Source organism: Stieleria tagensis, assembly GCF_024129865.1.
GTDB classification, from domain to species: Bacteria; Planctomycetota; Planctomycetia; order Pirellulales; family Pirellulaceae; genus Stieleria; species Stieleria tagensis.
On record NZ_JAMYFE010000043.1, the window covers coordinates 1 to 18,215 of the forward strand.

Sequence of the window (18,215 nt, forward strand, 5' to 3'; positions counted from 1 at the left end):
ACTGACGCGTCGGGTTACCATTCCCACGGTCGTTGATCCTTCAAAGATTCGATCAACAGCCCGTTACTGCACGAGCTTGTTCGCAGGGCTCGGGTCAGCCGCCAAGCCAGGCCTATTCGTGTCGCAATGCGTCGATCGGATTCATGCGGGCAGCGCGAATCGCAGGATACAAACCGCTGACCAATCCGACGGTGATCGCAATGATGACCGCCAACGGGATGGTTTCGTAAACGATGGACGGTTTGGCTTCGCGGATGGCGTCCGGAAGCGCTGCAAATTTGTCGGGAAACCCTTCACGGACCACATAGATCAGCCCTTCGTACATCAACGGCCCTAAGAAGCCGAGCATGATACCAAGCGCCGCACCACAGAAACTGAGCACCAACGTCTCCACCAAGAACTGGCGGACGATGTCAGCCCGTTTGGCGCCCAGAGCGCGACGAATCCCGATCTCGCGTGTCCGTTCGGTCACGCTAGCCAACATGATGTTCATGATTCCGATCCCGCCGACGATCAGCGAGATGCAGGCGATTAAAATCCCAATCCCCAGGAACATCATTCGCAGATTGCGTGCCTGTTCGAGCAATTCCAAGGGGACAACCACAGCCACATCGCCGGCGTCTTTGTGGTTTCGATCCAGCAATGATTCGATCATCTTTGCACTCGAGCGAACTTCATCGACACTGCCGACCTGCAACGTGATCTGGTTGAGTTCCATGATTTCGACTTGAAACTGTCCGCTGCGGCGGGTGACGATGGTATCGCCGACGCGTTTGCGAATCGTTTGGATCGGTACATAAACATCCGACGAGAAATCTTGGGAATCCAGGGACCCACCGATCGCGGCCGAAGGGTTGCGATCTTCCAAGACGCCGATGACTTTGTAGTAATCCTTGCTTTCGGGGATGTAGACGCGTTTGCCGATCGGGTCTTCATAGGGAAACAATCGTTCCGCCACACCGGCTGAGATCACGCACACGGTGTCGCTGCGGACACAATCGGCATCGCTCAAGAAACGTCCGCCACGATCTCGGATCGCCAATGCATTGACATCGGCATAGCCTGGTGTGCAACCGACCAATCGACCATCAACGATGCGATCGCGATAGGTGAATTGGCGGCGAATTTCGCGGATCGGGATCGCCGTTTCGATCGTCGGAACGCTGGCCAAAATGGTTTCCAGGTCGTTGCGCAACAATCCGTATTGGACAGATCGCGAACCCGCCAATTTTTCTTCGGGCGGTTTTTGGCTGCGGACAATGATGGTGTTGGCACCCAGCGACTCGATCTGCTTTTGCACCTGATCACTGGCGCCTTGGCTGATCGCCGTCAATACAATCACGGCCCAGACGCCGATCAGAATACCGAGCATCGTCAGCGCACTTCGCAACGGGTGCAAAGCCAGACTCTTGACGCCCAATCGCAGGGTACGCAGCCACAGCATGTTATCGATCGCCTTCTTTCAATAGTTCTTCGACAGCCTTTCGCTGCATTTCTCGCGCACGTTCACGATCCGCCGGGGCATTGACGTCGTCTCGGTGAAGCTTGCCGTCTTTCAGACGGACCACTCGCTTGGCACGGTCGGCGACAAAATCTTCGTGCGTCACCAAGATGATCGTTCGCCCCTCTTGGTTGAGTTCGTCAAAGATCGTCAAGATTTCTTCGGTGGTGACCGAGTCCAGGTTCCCGGTCGGTTCGTCCGCCAGGACAAAATAGGGATCGTTCACTAGCGAACGGGCGATCGCCACCCGCTGTTGCTGGCCACCGGAAAGCTGGGAAGGGCGATGGTCCAGGCGCTCACCCAACCCGACGCGTTCGGCCAATGCGATCGATCGGGCGCGTTCTTTGGGCCCGATGTTGCCCTGGTAATACAGCGGCACCTGAATGTTCTCAACCACACTCAGTTGCTGGATCAAGTTATACGACTGAAACACAAATCCGATCCGTTGCGATCGGATATCAGCCAATTGGTCGTCGGTCATCGAAGCGATGTCGTCATCGCCCAACATCAACGATCCTTTGGTCGGTTTGTCTAAGCATCCCAACAGGTTCAGCAGGGTACTTTTACCGCTACCGGACGGTCCCATGATGGCAACGTAGTCGCCTTCGGGGACATCAAACGAAACCCCACGCAGCGCTTTGACCGTTTCACTTTTGAGCACATAGTGCTTTTGAAGTTTCCGGATCGAAGTCGCCAGTCGTTTCGGTGTCGTACTGGAGGAATCAGAATTGGGCTCGGCAGAGCGATAGGCGTCGGTCATCGACATAGTTCACTCAGCCCCCCATTCGTGATTTCAGCATCGTCATCAATTCGGCTTTCGTCACCGTTCCATCACCATCGCTATCGGCCTCAGCCAAACGATCTTTCATCCCCGCGTCGACCGAACTCATTTCTTCTGCGGAAATTTTTCCGTCGCTGTCGCGATCCGCATTTTCCATCATTCGGGTAGCAATCGCAGCGGGGTTGGGGCGACCACCACCTCCGACTCCACCCGGTCCGCCGGGAGGCCCATCCCCGGGACCACGCTCACCACGGGGTCCACGCTCGCCGCGCGGTCCACGTTCACCATCAGGCCCACCTTCACCCTCGGGGCCACCACGATTGCGACCGCTTTCTTCGCCGCGTTCTTCACCGGGGATCCTTGGGCCGCGATCGGGTCGTTCGTCCCCATCAAGAATGGGGGCGGTTTCCGCGATGTCACGCATTTCACTGTTATCAACCGATTCGACCTCGGGCAGATCTAGCAACGACAGGTGCTCACGCAGGTTCAACACCACCACGTCGCCTTCTTTCACACCGTCTTTGATCGTGACCATGGTGTCGTTGGTGGCACCGATTTCGACCTCGGCGGTGCGAAACGATTGTGGGCCCTCTTGAACCAGCGAGTACATTTTGCCGCCGTGCTCATATAAACCTTGAATCGGCATCTGCAGCGCGTTGGCCAGTTGTTCGACAAAGATCTGCACCTCGGCGGTCATCCCCGTTCGAATTTCTTCGGGTGGATTCAGGATATCAATCGAAACGGCGTATTCTTTGATCGACGAGCTAAAGAAACTGCTCGGCTCGGCATACCGGTTGACTTTTGTGACGCGCCCTCGCAGCGCCAAACCTGGCAGCGACCCAACGCCGATCTTCACCGCCATACCCGGGCTGACCAACGTGATTCGGGATTCATTGATATTGCATTTGACCTGCATTTTGCTGGGATCAGGCAGCCGAATCAGCTCCTGTCGTTCACGCACGGTGGCACCGGCTTCGACGACAAACTCGGCATTTCCCCCGCGGCTGCTATAGCGGTTGGCGTGCACGACCACTCCCGCCGCTGGTGCCACGATTAGACAGTTTGCGATCTGTTGTTTCGTTTCAGCCAGCTGGGCTTGTTGCTCTTTCAACTCACTCTGATAGGCAGTCAATTGAGCCTGTGCGGATTCGATATCGCTATCGAACTGCACCAACATTTTTTTACGGGTGAGGTTCTGTAGCACTCGCAGTTGCCCATTGGCGGCTTCCAATTGGTTTCGTGCATTGGCAAGGGCGAATCGATCGGCGTCCAGTTGCAGCGATTTGATCAGCCCTTTGGCGACCAAGCGTTGACTGCTTTCGAGTGCCCGCTGGGCGATGACCAAATCCTGTTCGGCGACCAGTTTCGCACTCAGAATCGTCCGCTCCTCTGTCATATAGACGCCTTCCAGGTATTCCTGGCGGGCGATGACGGCCTGTTCGACCGCAGCCTTGGCGGTGGTCACATTGGCTTCCGCCGCGATCACGCTGATCTGGTCTTCGTTGAGCGTTTGTTCGAGCTGTGACGCGTCGAGTTCGACCAGTTTGTCACCCTCTTGGACCCGCGTGCCCTCGTCGATCACCCACAAAATCGATGTCCCACCGGTACCACTGCCACGCGATTTCACTTGGCACAGCACCTCGATGTTACTACTACTCTCGATTTCACCCTGTTCCAACACGATGTGGTCAAAGGGGCCGCGACTGACCGCTTGGGTGATCAAGCCGCTGGTGTCGATTTCGTCGCCGTTGTCAAAAAAGTACAGGTACCCGACCGTGCCCAACACGCCGGCAATCAACAGGCATGCGATCAGGGCGCCAAAAGTGCCTCCCTGACGATTTCGACGAGACGGGCGATGTGATCCAAACGGCATCACAGCACAAGGGGGGGACGTATTCATGGAAAAAGACAGGCGATTGGAGGGCGGGATCCGGCGCTTTGGGCCGCTCTGGGCGAGAAAGGCGACCAACCAGTTCAAACCATGATCCGGGGGGAAAGTTTCGTTGCAGCAGGCGTTTTCGTCGGCACCCATCGGTCCTTCCACCCTGTTTCCAGGCTTGAGCCACCGTGATTCATCGGCCAACCGTCGTGGCTGCGGGGGATCAAAACCCAGCAACGATGGGCAAACTGCCGATCGAATTCCGGTTTTTTTGATCAAACCTGCTGCAACGGTGCAGTTTACTACGGCGACAATCCAGACACAGAAAAATCACGACGCAATCTTGGACGATTTTTCCGCGATGATGACGCGCTTCAGTGGCGATCACGCCAATTTTGACAGCCATAACGATCACGCTGTAATTCGTCGACCGCACGCAGCAGATCGGCCTGCACCGCGGTCGCCAACGGGCCGTCATCGACCTGAAACTCGGCCGCTAAATCGACAGCGAATCGTTGGGGTTCCAGCGGCGCATTGGTGACAAAATCGCTGTGGTCGCGGCCCTGTCGGTAATCGGGCTGTCGCGGGGCGGTCGCCAGGCAGGCCGCGATTAACGCCAGATCGGCGGCATACAGGATCGTGCCGTGATACAGCACATGGCTGCGCGTGATCCGCAATGCATTGCCGGAAAACTTTTGATTGTTCCAGGTCAAATCACAGATCCCTTGCATTTCGATGCCCGGCAATTGGCAACGTGCCGCTGCGAGCACCCGTTGCATGACGAACGTGTGCGCCCCATCGATCTTGCCGGTTTGGGGGTGGTCGCTGATCGCCAACACCACGCTGTACATCAGACAACCCGGACCGCCGACGATCGACGCCCCGCCGCTGCAGCGACGATAGATGTCGATGCCGTTGCGTTTACAGAAGTCAGGGTCGGTTTCGATCCGCAACTTCGACGAGCGGCCCAAAACCACGCTCGGCTGATGCAATTCCCAAGTGCGAAAACTGGATCCGATTTGGCCGGCTTGAGCCGCGTTCAACAAAGCTTCGTCTAGCGCCAATTGCCGCGCCGGAGACCAAGGCTGGTCGGCGCTGCGGTCTAATCTGATTCTGATCACGAGCCCCTCAGTGAATCCAGCAAGTGCATTCGCACGACTTTTCCCGCAGCAATCAAGCCGGCCAACAACCCAAACACGACGATCCCCAAGACCAACAGAATCGGTTCGATGATCGGTGGGCGAATTCCGCTCGACAACGCATGGGGCAACACCGCGATCACTGCACACACGACGCCACAACCGACGCCCATCAACAACAGCGTGGCAGTTTCCCCCATCACCATCGCCGCCAATCGTTGCTTGGTGAATCCGATCGCCCGCATCACAGCCAACTCGCTACGACGTTCCAATACGTTTCGGAGCTGTGCGACGGCCAGTCCGACGGTTCCCAACAACAACCCCAACCCACCCAGACTTTGGAATGTTCGCAAATAAGTGTTTTGCACCGCCATCATTCCGCTCAGCACATCGCCGGCATCCGCCACATCCAATCCCACATCACTCAACCGAGTCTCCAACGATTGGGCAATTGAATCGACGTCGTCGCCCGGCGCGTCGATCAAAACCAATTGGTAGCCACTGATCGCTGGAAATGCTTTTTCGAAATTGCTTTCGCCGATCATCAGTCGGCCTTGCAGCAACGAATTTTCCAACAACCCGACGACTTCGAAGTGCAACGTTTGATTGTCATAGACGAACGCTTTCCGCTCGCCGACACCCTGGATCATCTTCAAACTCCACATCGCGGTGTTCTGGTCCACGATCATTGGAATCGGATCGTCGGCCGCTCCGCTGGCTTTGCGATCTAACAATGCCCATGCATTTTGATCCGCAGCTGGCGGATCGCCGGCGGCATAAAACCGAAACCGCCCCAGTTCGGCCGCGGCCCTCGCTGGCACCCCCAACACCGTCGGTTCGGTGGCTTGATAGAGGTTGTTACAGCTGGCGTCTTGCCCGCTGCGAACGCGCAGCGAAACCACGGTGGCGGCGGAAAAGCGCTTGGCATCGACGCCCAACAGGCCTGATTGCACCCCTGGGTCGGACAGGTCTTCGTACAACGGCTGAGCCGCTTGGGCGATCAAGTCAAATCCGCCGGTCCCCTCGTCGGTCGGCTGCAAACGAAACGCTGTAATCGCCACGATCAAGAAAGATGCCGTTGCCATCAATCCGATCGTCAGTGTGCTGCGCAGTGGCGCGCGTGTGGAATTGCTGCGAGCCAACTTGCCCAACGAGTAACTGCCGAGCTGGTCCGACGCCTGACGAGATTGACGCAGTGTCTCGTAGACGACCATCAGGATTGCCACCAGCAACAGCATGCCGCCGCCGACAAATCCCCCGGCCGCGGTTTGCCCGCCCGAGAGCGCGCCACCGACGCCCGCTGCAATCGCTAACCCGAACAGTCCCAGCCCGATCCGACCAGGCCAATTCGCTAGCCAACCGATGCGCTGCGAAGCAGCTGCCCCAGCATCGCCATCGTCCGTCGTTGCCGTCGCGATTGATTGCCTGTCATCGTTGCTACGACGTCCCAACAAATCGACGACCTGGTTCTTCAGCATCGATCGCATTGTCCACGCCAGCGTGCCGATCCCAATCAACATGCCGGCGACCGCACCACCGATCAAACTGAGCGGGCTGGCGTGAAAGGTCAAAAAAGGAACGGTGACCGCGCCGATCCAAAATGTCCGCAGCGCCGCCAACACCAACACCGCATAAGCGATCCCGCCGATCACCCCCAGAATCATTCCGATTGCCGCGATGATCAGCCCTTCGCCAAGAAACATGCGGCTGACCTGTCGGCGCTGCAACCCCATCGCCATCATCGTCCCCAACTCTTGGCTGCGGGCGGTCAGTCCTAAACGGAACAACATGGCGATCAACATCACCGCTGAAAAAATCACAAAACAACTGAGCGCCAGAAACAGCCCGTCAAACGGCGTGGTGCCCTGGGAAGCGGTCAGTTGAGACTGACGAATCGAACGGACGCTCCATCCCAGTTCTGGCAACAACGGTTTCGTCGCTGTGATCAAGGTTTGCTGTAACTGTTGTTCGTCTGCGACCACATCCGGATCGATTCGCAGCCCGGTGGTTTTGCCGAATCGGCTGCCGAACAAACGCTGCCCCTCGGCCAACGGGATAAAGGCTTTGGGGGTCAGACGGTGGTTCTTCCAGTAATCATCGTCGGCGCGTGGAATCTCGCGTGTCAGTTCAAATGGCAGATCCCAATCGCTCATCGAATCTTGGTCGGTGACCCCGGGGACACTGGGCGTCAGATGCGGGTCGTTGTAGCGTGTCGGCGGCTTGTCAAACTCCGCCGGGCGGCGGCGGAAATAACGTTTGGCCGGCTCGGTGATCGGAACCACATCGGTCACGACCGCGGAAAAGGTCCGTTCAACTTCTTTCCCGTTTTTGACTTCCGGTTCGTAATAGGCGATGGTCAACCGTGTTCCCGCGGTGGCCTGCAGTCGGTCCGCCGCCCAAGAGTTCAGGACGATCGGAACCACGTCGGTTGCCCCGTCGTCAGCCGCGTCGTCACGATCAAAATTCAAAGGCAACTGGGGCGATGAATCCATCGCGGTGATCGTGCTGTAGGGCACCGTGGCGATCACGTTGCCCTGGTCATCGACCTGTTCAATCGCGTTTGCCAAATAGGTCATCGCCGCCGTGACTGAACCAGCTGGCAGCGCAGCGGTGATCGCTGCGACCGCGGTTTCATCCAACAGCAATCGATCGCTGGTGACACTGTAGTAATCAAAGATCGTTTCGCCGTCGAACTGCTGGGTTTCTCGCTGCAGCTTGATCCCCAAATCGTCCAATTCGATTTGCAAACGCTGGGGGTCGATGGGAACCGACGACAATGCCACGTTCGATTGGCCCTCACGATCAAGCACCGAAGCGACCAATTCCCGCGACAGAAAGACGTTCTTGGGAGCCGATTGGGTCGGTGCCAGCGAGAACCGTGCCAAGCCGCGATCGGGCAGAATGTCGAGAACCTTTAACCGGGGAATGCCTTCGGTTTGCAAATCCTTGCGTCCCAACGGACTGTCGGCCGGCACGGCTTGTTCGGCCGGCAAACGCACCGTCACCAGATCGCCGATCTGGACACCCAACTCTGTGGCCAATGATTCGGTGAGTACGATCGACTGCTGGTCAGGCATGGCCGACGGGGCGATCCCGGAGACATCCATTTTCCAGAACGCTTCGTCACAGCCGATGGTTTGCACGGCTCCCGAACGCCGCACCCCGGATTCACTGCGGGTTTCGATGACCGCGTGATCGAACAACACGATGGTCGCCAGGTCGTTGGCGTCGACCCCCAGCGTTTCCGAAGCCCTATCGCTGGCAAAGAATCCGCCCGGCGCGACGACCGAATCGATCTTCCCGAGTCGTTCAATGGTCAACCCCCGCAGACTGCCGCGCATCGAGTCGCCGACCAACAGCGCGCCGACGATGACGGAGGTTGCGATCGCCACGCCCAAGGCGACGGCCAGTGACGTCCGCCAGTTGTAGCGAACGCCCGCGGCGACCATGCGGCCGACCGTCAAACCAGGCGATGTCGGTGAGGGCGATGCTGACATAAATGAATCAACCGAGTCGTTTCAGAATGGGGAATTCCAGCGTGAATTTCGTTCCGCGGCCGACTTCGCTTTGCACGCTGATGCGTCCGCCATGGGCTTCGATGATCTTGCGCGCCGTCGGTAATCCGAGCCCACTGCCACCGTCTTTGGTGGTGTAGAACGGTTCGAACATGTGCATGATGGTGTTGTTGTCGACACCGCGTCCGCTGTCGATCAAATCCAGCGCGACACTGGTTTGGGTAGTGTAGGTGCGTGCCAACAACTGCCCGCCTTTGCCTGTCGCTTCGAGCGCATTTTTGACCAGATTCATCAGTGCGGCTTGCAGTGAGTCGCTGTGTAATGCGATCGACGGCAGGTCGCTGTCCAGGTAACGCTTGATCTCCACGCCACGCATCGACGCTTCGGCGTTGTAGGCACGCAAGACCGTGTCGATCTGATCGTTCAGGGATCCCGACACCAGATCGATATCGCGAAGCCGCGCGTAGCGCAAGAAATCCCTTAGCAAACCCTGCATCCGTTCGCATTGTTCACGGACAATATTCACGCGTTCCAGCGAGCGGCGACTCTCGGGACTGTTCCAATCGACCAGATCTTCGCTGAGCAAGTCGATATTCATGTGAATCACCGACAACGGATTTTTGATCTCATGCGCCAGAGAACCTGCTAGCTCGGCGAGTTCTTCGTATTGTTCTCGGAGAGCGTCGATCGCGGAGGGGTTGTCGTTGGCGGTCATGGTGCAACGCAGTCGGCGGAGCGAACGTGGAGTCCTTGGGCGGTGTCAGCTAGGATTGTAACGATGCTGGGGCGATCAGATAGTCGCCCCACGCTGCGGCAGCCCGTGCTGCGGCAGCCAGCACAGCTGAGCCCAGCGGGTCGACGCCTGATCATGACGGCTGCGAGTGATTATGGTTTGCCGGTCGTCCTGTTTCTGCGATTCCGCCCGATTTGCTCTCTCGCCTTTTCCATAAAGCCGCCAATCATGATCTGGGAAGCCTGGTTTTCGCTCGCCGTCGCCGCCGGCTTGCTAGTGAGTTTGGCATTTCGGCTCGGCCCGACGGATCTGTTGTCGATGGCGTTTCTGGCGTTGCTGGTGGTCGTCCAAGACCTGACCGGCAGCCCCTCACTGCCGGATCCGGCAGCCGCGGTGGCGGGATTTGGCAACCAAGGCTTGTTGACGATCGGGCTGTTGTTCGCCGTCGTGTCGGGATTGGAGATGACCGGCGGAAATAAATTGGCCACCGGCTGGTTTTTAGATCAAGCCAAAACGTTCCGTGATGCCCAGCTGCGAATTTTATTGCCGGTCGCAGCGGTCAGTGGCTTTTTGAACAACACACCCGTCGTCGCGGCACTGATGCCGATCGTCGACGATGTTTGCAAACGTGTCGGAGCCAGCCCCAGTCGGCTGCTGTTGCCGCTTTCCTATGCCGCGATCCTTGGCGGCATGTGCACCGTGATGGGCACCAGTACCAATCTGATCGTCCGCGAAGAGTACGCGGCACATGGTGGGCATGCGATCGGATTTTTTGCACCGGCATGGGTCGGCATCCCGGCTGCGATCCTGGGGGTCGCCTACATGGTGCTGTGCTCGGAAAAATTGATCCCGTCGCGTCGGCCCGCTGTCAGTGTCAGCGACGATCCCAAAAAATACACCGTCGAAATGCAGGTCGACCCGAATGGTCCGTTGGTCGGCAAAACCATCGAAGACGCCGGGCTGCGAAGTCTGCCTGGGTTGTACTTGGCAGAAATCCAACGTGGCGGCAGTGTGGTCCCCGGCAAACCGACCGAACGGTTACAGGCCGATGACGCATTGATCCTGGTCGGTGCGTTGGACACGGTTGTCGATCTGCGAAAAATCCGTGGCTTGTTAACACCCGATGACCAGGGCCGAAAATTGGAGATTCCGGCTTGGCGGCGAACGCTGATCGAAGCCGTGGTCAGCTCCCGTTGCTCGCTGTTGGGCAAGACGATTCGCGAGGGCCGGTTCCGCAGCAATTACAACGCCGCGGTGGTCGCAGTGGCCCGCGGCGACCGTCGACTGTCAGGCAAAATCGGCGACGTGCGTTTGGAAACCGGTGACGTGCTGTTGCTAGAAGCCTCGCCATCGTTTCTGCACCGCGCGAAAGAACTGAGAGACTTTTATCTGGTCAGCCGCGTCGCGTCCGATTCGATTCGCCGCCACGATCGGGCCTGGCATGCCATCGTGATCATGGTCGGCATGGTGCTGATTGCCGCGTTCAATATCACATCGATCCTGTCCGCCGCGATGGCTGCCGCGATCGCAATGATCCTGTTTCGTTGTTGCACCAGCAACGAAGCCCGCCGCGCCATCGATTGGCGAATCCTGATCGTGATCGGTGCGACAATCGGTATCGGCAAAGCCCTGCATCAAAGCGGAGCCGCTGACAGCATGGCGACATCACTGATCGGTTTGGCACAGGGAAATCCCTACCTGTCACTGGCGCTGGTCTATCTGGTCACGATGCTGTGCACCGAGATGATCACCAATACCGCCGCGGCACTGATCATGTTGACCGTCGCGGTCGGCTCGGCCGAAGCACTGGGGGTGGATGAACTGCCGTTTGTCATCGCGGTCATGATCGCCGCCTCGGCCAGTTTCCTGACCCCGTTCGGCTATCAAACGAATTTGATGGTGTACACCGTTGGCGGCTATCGGGTCAGCGACTACTTCCGGTTCGGATTGCCATTGTCGTTGATCGTGTTTGCCGTCGCCATGACGGTGATCCCCTGGGCGTTTCCGTTCGCCCCGATTGCCAACTAACGGACAACACCGCAATTGGCGCCCCATCTCGAACGAACATGCGTTTTGAAGCCAGCGCTCTTACCGTAAACCGACGCGTCAGTTTTGAAGTTGCGCTTTTATGGTAACCCGACGCGTGAGCGAGGGATTTAGCCAGTTAACGGGATCCCTCTCTCACGCTTCGGGTTACCAAAAAACAATCTGTTAGGCGACAGCCCAACTTCAGCTCACCGGCCAGCGAGGGACCGAACGTGTCAGCGGGGCGGCGATGTATCTAGTACCCAAGGAAGACAGGATTCCTGGGGTTTGCCCCACCCACTTTGAATCCCCAATAGGCAATGGATATGGCTAAGTATTACGTTCAATCTGGCACACTACGAACCACCGTCGAAGCCGAATCGAGTCGCAAAGCGGCTTTATGGGCGGTTCACCAAGCGATGCAGCAGGTGCTGCCGGTGGATGACAATGACCAAACGACGCCGACTTCCAAAACTGAATCGGCTGCGGCAGCCGGCGTGCGTGTGATGGACCAAGTCGTTCGTGTCAGCCAGCTCGGATTTGACGCCGGTGACACCCGCACGTTGTCGACGATGGATGTCGTTCGCGAGTGGAACGACATGTTTTCAGCGCTGGATCGATTGCAGCGGATGCTGCACGAAGGCGTGACGGCCGCCTAACGGGCATGCCGGGATCAATCGTCGTCGCCAACTGCGACAGCGCCGCCGGCCCGCCAACGCAGAAACGAATCCAAGAAGCCCTGCAACTCGCTGCCATCGATGACGCTGTTGAAATTGCCCACGTAGTGACCAGTGCGGGCATCTTTAACGCGTTGGTCGGGGTGCAAAAAGTAATTGCGAATTTGGCTGCCGAATCCGGTTCGGGCCTGGGTCATGTACTTTTTGGCTTCCTCGGCCTCGCGTTTTTCCTCTTCCAGACGCGCCATTTTGGCTCGCAGCATTTTCCAGGCGGTCGCCCGGTTTTGGTGCTGGCTACGCTCGTTCTGGCACTGCACGACGGTGTTGGTCGGAAAGTGGGTCAACCGAATCGCGCTGTCGGTTTTGTTGACGTGCTGTCCGCCAGCGCCACCGGCCCGATAACGGTCTTCGCGGACGTCTTTTTCTTGGATATCGATCTCGATCGAATCGTCGATTTCCGGTGAAACGTTGACGGCGGCAAAACTGGTTTGGCGTTTGCCTTCGCTATTGAACGGGCTGATCCGAACCAGCCGGTGCATTCCTTGTTCGCCTTTGAGATAGCCATAGGCCATCGGGCCGCGAATGGCGATCGAGGCGCTGTTGATGCCGGCTTCTTCGTTGTCGTGTCGATCGAGCAACTCGATTTTGTAATCTTGGCCGACGGCCCAGGCCGAGTACATCCGCAGCATGATGTCGGCCCAGTCATTGGCGTCGGTGCCGCCGTCGCGGGCGTTGATCGTCAAAATTGCTCCGGCGCCGTCATTGGGGCCACTCAGCAGGGCTTTTAGCTCCAATTCGTCGAGGATGTTTTCCAGCCGTTCGAGCTCGCCGGCGACCTCTTCGGCGATCGATTCATCCTCATCGGCCATCTCCATCAGCGCGCTCAAATCCCCAACGCTGCTGGACAATTCGTTCATCGGGCCGACAATGACCTTCAAAGCCTTTAATTTGCCGACGGTGATTTGTGCCGATTCGTTATCATCCCAAAAGCCGGGCTCGGCCATCTGGGCTTCGATTTGTTTGATTTGCTTCGCTTTGCCCTGGTAGTCCAGCGACTCGGCGAGCTGTTTCAGACGTTTTTTGATCGTTTCACTGCGCTGAACCAATTCCGCGTCCATCAGTGATCACATCCTTTTCGTCACTACGACGAATATTTGGTCCGAAAAGAAAATTCAGGTTAAAAACTATACATGGCACGCGTGGTTCTGGCGATGAGTGGCGGAGTCGATTCCAGTGTCGCGGCACACCTGTTGGTGGATGCCGGGCACGAGGTGATCGGCGTGTTCATGCGGCACGGCGAAGAATCCAGCGAAGTCTGCCAGGTTCAACCCGGTCAGGCGGATGCATCGCTGCCCGTATTAGGGGGGCTGCTGCCAGGCCGGGCCGATCACAAACAGGGCTGCTGCACCGCCAGTGATGCCGCCGACGCCAAACGCGTGGCTGCCAAGTTCGGTATCCCCTTTTACGCCTTGGATTTGCAAGCCGACTTTCGCCGCATCGTTGACTATTTTGTCGATGACTACTTGAACGGCCGTACCCCCAACCCCTGCGTCAAATGCAACCACTGGATCAAATTCGGGCGGCTATTTGACTATGCCGACGGCGTGCAAGCCGACTTTGTCGCCACCGGACACTATGCGCGGATGATCAACGGCACGCTGCACCGCGGTTTGGACGGTCACAAAGACCAATCGTATGCGCTGTTTGGGATCCGCCCCGATCGTTTGCCACGGATGATGTTGCCGGTCGGTGATTTCGAAAAAACCGAAATCCGCCGCATCGCCGCCGGGCTGGACCTGGGCGTGGCGGGCAAACGCGACAGCCAAGAAATCTGTTTCGTCACCCAAGGCCACCACAGCGATTTTGTCAAATCCCGGCGACCGGAATTGGTCGGCACCACGGCCGGCGAATTTGTCACCACCGATGGCGCCGTCGTCGGCCAGCACAACGGCTTTGAAGCCTTCACCGTCGGACAACGCAAAGGACTGGGGATCGCGCTGGGAACACCTCACTTTGTCGTCCGCATCGAACCGGACACCAATCGCGTCGTGCTAGGTGATAAAGCGGCCCTCGCGCGCAACCAATTGATCGCCGCTGATGCCAACTGGTTGATCGATCCGGCGCAATTGGCAACGCTACAAGACACATCGCACCCCGCTTCGCCACTATCGGTTCAGATCCGCTACAACGGCTCCCCCGAACCGGCGCGGGTGCACGTCGACCCGACAGCGCCGGAATCGTTTTCGGTCGTGTTTGACGATCCCGTCGACGCCGTCGCACCGGGCCAAGCCGCGGTGGTCTATCACGGCACTCAAGTCCTGGGTGGCGGCTGGATTGAATCGGCGACGGATGTCTGAGGGCCTGGGTTGCGAAACACGGCACCGGCTTTAACACTAACGCTTGATTCCCCTACCGCGACGAATCCTCAGCGAGCGAGACAGATGGCAAAGAAAAAGCGAACGGATGCGGACAAGTCCGACCAGAAAGACGCTCGCGAAGTGGATTTCGAAGCCGCCTTGGCGGAGGTCGAACAGGTGGTCGAGCAACTCGAAAGTGGCGCATTGGGGCTGTCCGATTCGCTGGTTCAATACGAGCGTGGAATTCAAAAGATCAAGCAGTGCCACCAGGTGCTCGAGCAAGCCGAGCGAAAAATTGCGGTGTTGACCGCGGTCGACGAAGACGGCACCCCATCGGTGGAGCCCGTCGAGACCGGGATCCGCAGTAGTCGTCCCAAAGGCGACACTAGTGGAAAGACACGGGCAAAAAGGGTGCCAAAGACGCCCTCCCCCCCGATTAACGACGTGGACGAATCGGACGGGCTTTTTTAGACTCTATCATATCGGTGTTGATCCGATCCCCACTCTCGTTGCCCGTGTCCGATTTGCCTGCTTTGCCAACCGACCGCCCTGAAACGCTGGAATCTGCGCCAAAACGCTCTGACGCCGCCTCAACAGCGGGTGCGCAGCCGCCGGCGAAATCCGCTGCGATAACGGCTGCGCTCAGTGATTTGTTGCCTTCGATTGAACAGGCACTCCAGCAGGCCTGCCAGTTCGGCCCGGGATGCCCGCAACGATTGGGCGACGCCATCCGCTACGCTGTTTTGGCACCCGGCAAACGGCTCCGTCCGGCGCTGGTGCTGATGGCTGCCGAGGCTTGCGGGGGCACTCACGCGGCCGCCATGCCTGGGGCAGTGGCCGTCGAAATGATCCACGCCTACTCGTTGATCCACGACGATTTGCCGGCGATGGACGATGACGATTTGCGCCGCGGGCGGCCCACCGTTCACATTGAGTTTGATGAAGCCACCGCGATCCTGGCCGGCGACGCGCTGCAACCGCTGGCGATCGCCCACCTGTGCCGGCACGTCACTGACCCAGCCCGCGCCGCTCAAGCCGTACAGATCCTGGCCACCGCCGCCGGCCCCGAACACTTGGTCGGTGGTCAGGCAGACGATTTGGCCGCCGAATCCGGACCGCCGCCTCAGACCGACAGCAGCGACGTCGAGGGTGCCGATGAACAGGTCGCGGCGTCAAACCGTATTCAATCCAATCCGATTGAATCCGACGTCGAACTGATCCAGCGTTGGGGTGGTACGCATCGGGCGCTGGAATTTCTGGAGTCGATTCATCGGCGAAAGACCGGTGCCCTGTTTGCCGCTTCACTGGACTTGGGCGCTGTGCTGAGCGATGCGAGCGATTCACAACGCGCCGCACTGGCGGCTTATGCCGCGGACATCGGACTCGCGTTCCAAGTCGTTGACGATTTACTAGATCACACCGCAGACGAAACCCGAATGGGAAAGCGTGTCGGCAAAGACGCCGGACGTGGCAAATTGACTTATCCCGGTTTGATGGGCATCGACCAAGCCCGTGTCCGAGCCGCCGAGTTGATCGAATCGGCACAACAACACACGACCCCGTTTGGCTCCGCCGCAGGGCGATTGAACCAGCTAGCTCACTATGTACTCCAACGCTCGCACTAGAGTGGTTGGAAGGGACGACGCAGCGACGATGACCGACACACAGGACGACGAATTGAACGAGCCGAAACATCCGCTCCTGGCTAGCTTGACCGATGCCACCGGGTTGCGGAATTTCTCGCCGGATCAACTGGACGCCACAGCCGCTGAAATCCGTGACGTGCTGTGCAATCTGTTGGCCACACGCACCGCCCACTTTGCATCCAACCTGGGTGTCGTTGAATTGTGCCTGGCCCTGCACAGTGAATTCGATTTTCGCACCGATCGATTGATCTGGGACACCGGTCACCAAATCTATCCGCATAAATTGGTCACCGGACGCTATGCGGAATTCCCCTCGATCCGCACCCAAGGCGGATTGATGGGCTATCCCAATCCGGCCGAAAGCGAATACGACCTGTTCATGACCGGTCACGCCGGTTGCAGCGTCAGCACCGCAGTCGGGCTGCGCAGCGGTGATCTGATGGTCGGCCAAGCGGATCGCCGCACGGTTGCTGTGATCGGTGACGGAGCATTCCCCAGTGGCATCGTGTTCGAAGCTCTGAACAACGCCGGCGAATTGGAAGACGACCTGACCATCGTCTTGAACGACAACAAAATGTCGATCTGCCCCCGCGTCGGCGCCGTCGCCGGATACCTGGACCGCCTGCGCAGTAATCCCTACTACACGGGATTGAAAAGCGAAGTAGGTAAATTGCTGGAACAGATTCCGATGTTCGGTGATCCCGCCGAACGGTTCTTGGCTCAGATGAAAGAGGGCGTGAAAGCCGGCTTGCTGGGCGGCATGCTGTTCGAGGAACTCAACATTCGCTACGTCGGTCCGATCGATGGGCATGACATCGGGCTGATGCGCAAGTATCTGGCGATGGTCCGCGAGATGAGCGGGCCGGTACTGCTGCATGTGGTGACCGAAAAAGGGCACGGCTACAAACCTGCTGCCGCCGACCCAGTGTTCTTTCACACCCCGCCGGCATTTGAAGATCAAGACGGCAGACCGGTCACGCGCAGCAGCGATGGATTGCCGGCTTTCACCGTCCATGCCCGCAATGCGATCAGCGAAGCGCTCGCGGCTGACGAAAAGGTGTCTGTGATCACCGCGGCGATGTGCCAAGGCAACAAACTGGAACCGGTTCGGGAAAAATTCCCCAAGCAGTTCTTTGACGTCGGCATTTGCGAATCGCACGCGGTCGCCTTCGCCGCGGGTCAATGCAAATCCGGCGCGCGACCGATCGTTGATATCTACAGCACGTTCCTGCAGCGCAGTTACGACCAGATTTTCCAAGAGGTTTCGCTACAGGACCTGCCGGTTGTGTTCCTGCTGGATCGCGCCGGATTGACCGGCCCCGACGGGCCGACCCACCACGGGATCTATGACGTCGGCTACATGCGAATGTTCCCCAACATGGTGGTGATGGCCCCCGGCTATGCAGAGGAACTGGGCATGATGCTGCGAACCGCATTGGCGCATAATCACCCCTGCAGCATTCGTTATCCGAAAGCATCCGCGTTGCAGCGTGACACTGGGATCGCGGATATCGAGATCGGCAAAAGCGAGACCATTCGCAGCGGAAGCGACGGCACGATCGTCGCATTTGGCGCAATGCTGGAAAACGCTTTGGCCGCGGCCGAACTGCTGTCCGGCGAACTGGATGTGACCGTCATCAATGCCCGCTTCGTCAAACCGATCGACACCGACATGGTTCGCCAGTCCGTCGAAACGGGCCGCTTCGTGCTGACGGTCGAGGAAAACGCGATGATGGGTGGATTCGGGTCGGCGTTCCTGGAGTCTGCCACCGAGCAACGACTGGACACTCGCAATGTTCAAATCCTAGGTCTGCCCGACCATTTCGTCGAACACGGTGACCGAAATGATTTGCTGGACCAAAACGGGCTTAGCCCCAACGCCATCGCGGACCGCTGCCGCGAAGCCGCTTTGGCAACTTCGTCCACCTTTTAAACACCAATCTGTTGCTCGGTTGCCCCGGA

13 protein-coding genes are annotated in these 18,215 nt (G+C 58.3%); 6 read left to right on the forward strand and 7 right to left on the reverse strand.

Annotation, left to right across the window (positions count from 1 at the left end; genetic code table 11):
* Positions 1–112: 112 nt before the first annotated feature.
* The 6 genes from NHH03_RS10150 to NHH03_RS10175 form a co-directional block, all read right to left on the reverse strand.
* Entirely contained in the window at positions 113–1,444 is a 1,332-nt protein-coding gene (locus NHH03_RS10150; RefSeq protein ID WP_253155821.1) for an ABC transporter permease, read from the reverse strand.
* 1 nt (position 1,445) lies between these two features.
* Complete coding sequence (locus tag NHH03_RS10155; protein ID WP_253155823.1) at positions 1,446–2,261, reverse strand: ABC transporter ATP-binding protein; 816 nt, start codon at positions 2,259–2,261, stop codon at positions 1,446–1,448.
* Positions 2,262–2,274: 13 nt separating this feature from the next.
* Complete coding sequence (locus tag NHH03_RS10160) at positions 2,275–4,182, reverse strand: efflux RND transporter periplasmic adaptor subunit (RefSeq protein ID WP_390895551.1); 1,908 nt, start codon at positions 4,180–4,182, stop codon at positions 2,275–2,277.
* 353 nt (positions 4,183–4,535) lie between these two features.
* Entirely contained in the window at positions 4,536–5,282 is a 747-nt protein-coding gene (locus NHH03_RS10165; protein WP_253155825.1) for a lipoate--protein ligase family protein, read from the reverse strand.
* The gene (locus NHH03_RS10170; RefSeq protein ID WP_253155826.1) at positions 5,279–8,797 is read right to left on the reverse strand and encodes an ABC transporter permease; all 3,519 of its coding nucleotides are present in this window, start codon (positions 8,795–8,797) and stop codon (positions 5,279–5,281) included. The genes NHH03_RS10165 and NHH03_RS10170 overlap by 4 nt, the downstream gene beginning before the upstream one ends.
* 7 nt (positions 8,798–8,804) lie before the next feature.
* The gene (locus NHH03_RS10175) at positions 8,805–9,530 is read right to left on the reverse strand and encodes a two-component system sensor histidine kinase NtrB (RefSeq protein ID WP_253155828.1); all 726 of its coding nucleotides are present in this window, start codon (positions 9,528–9,530) and stop codon (positions 8,805–8,807) included.
* Between the two features lie 153 nt (positions 9,531–9,683).
* Between NHH03_RS10175 and NHH03_RS10180 the strand changes: the two genes are divergently transcribed.
* Entirely contained in the window at positions 9,684–11,576 is a 1,893-nt protein-coding gene (locus tag NHH03_RS10180) for an SLC13 family permease (RefSeq protein ID WP_315861441.1), read from the forward strand.
* Between the two features lie 323 nt (positions 11,577–11,899).
* Positions 11,900–12,232, forward strand: coding sequence for a hypothetical protein (locus NHH03_RS10185; protein ID WP_253155829.1), 333 nt, complete (start codon positions 11,900–11,902; stop codon positions 12,230–12,232).
* A gap of 14 nt (positions 12,233–12,246) precedes the next feature.
* On the opposite strand, the gene prfB is transcribed toward NHH03_RS10185, so the two are convergent.
* Positions 12,247–13,368, reverse strand: coding sequence for a peptide chain release factor 2 (gene prfB, locus NHH03_RS10190; protein ID WP_390895552.1), 1,122 nt, complete (start codon positions 13,366–13,368; stop codon positions 12,247–12,249).
* Positions 13,369–13,440: 72 nt separating this feature from the next.
* Here prfB and mnmA point away from each other — a divergent pair, with 72 nt between their 5' ends.
* From mnmA to dxs, 4 genes are all read left to right on the forward strand, one after another.
* A complete protein-coding gene (gene mnmA / locus NHH03_RS10195; protein WP_253155831.1) occupies positions 13,441–14,607 on the forward strand; it encodes a tRNA 2-thiouridine(34) synthase MnmA in 1,167 nt (388 codons plus the stop codon).
* Positions 14,608–14,691: 84 nt separating this feature from the next.
* Positions 14,692–15,078, forward strand: coding sequence for an exodeoxyribonuclease VII small subunit (gene xseB, locus NHH03_RS10200; RefSeq protein WP_253155833.1), 387 nt, complete (start codon positions 14,692–14,694; stop codon positions 15,076–15,078).
* 182 nt (positions 15,079–15,260) lie between these two features.
* The gene (locus tag NHH03_RS10205) at positions 15,261–16,232 is read left to right on the forward strand and encodes a polyprenyl synthetase family protein (RefSeq protein WP_253155835.1); all 972 of its coding nucleotides are present in this window, start codon (positions 15,261–15,263) and stop codon (positions 16,230–16,232) included.
* A 28-nt stretch (positions 16,233–16,260) separates the two neighbouring features.
* Positions 16,261–18,186, forward strand: coding sequence for a 1-deoxy-D-xylulose-5-phosphate synthase (dxs, locus tag NHH03_RS10210; RefSeq protein WP_253155837.1), 1,926 nt, complete (start codon positions 16,261–16,263; stop codon positions 18,184–18,186).
* Positions 18,187–18,215 lie beyond the last annotated feature (29 nt).

Bases quoted from the DNA above. Each gene is read 5' to 3' on its own strand.
- NHH03_RS10150 (WP_253155821.1), bottom strand. From the start codon at position 1,444: ATGCTGTGGCTGCGTACCCTGCGATTGGGCGTCAAGAGTCTGGCTTTG.
- NHH03_RS10155 (WP_253155823.1), bottom strand. From the start codon at position 2,261: ATGACCGACGCCTATCGCTCTGCCGAGCCCAATTCTGATTCCTCCAGT.
- NHH03_RS10160 (WP_390895551.1), bottom strand. From the start codon at position 4,182: ATGAATACGTCCCCCCCTTGTGCTGTGATGCCGTTTGGATCACATCGC.
- NHH03_RS10170 (WP_253155826.1), bottom strand. From the start codon at position 8,797: ATGTCAGCATCGCCCTCACCGACATCGCCTGGTTTGACGGTCGGCCGC.
- NHH03_RS10175 (WP_253155828.1), bottom strand. From the start codon at position 9,530: ATGACCGCCAACGACAACCCCTCCGCGATCGACGCTCTCCGAGAACAA.
- NHH03_RS10180 (WP_315861441.1), top strand. From the start codon at position 9,684: ATGACGGCTGCGAGTGATTATGGTTTGCCGGTCGTCCTGTTTCTGCGA.
- NHH03_RS10185 (WP_253155829.1), top strand. From the start codon at position 11,900: ATGGCTAAGTATTACGTTCAATCTGGCACACTACGAACCACCGTCGAA.
- prfB (WP_390895552.1), bottom strand. From the start codon at position 13,368: ATGGACGCGGAATTGGTTCAGCGCAGTGAAACGATCAAAAAACGTCTG.
- mnmA (WP_253155831.1), top strand. From the start codon at position 13,441: ATGGCACGCGTGGTTCTGGCGATGAGTGGCGGAGTCGATTCCAGTGTC.
- xseB (WP_253155833.1), top strand. From the start codon at position 14,692: ATGGCAAAGAAAAAGCGAACGGATGCGGACAAGTCCGACCAGAAAGAC.
- dxs (WP_253155837.1), top strand. From the start codon at position 16,261: ATGACCGACACACAGGACGACGAATTGAACGAGCCGAAACATCCGCTC.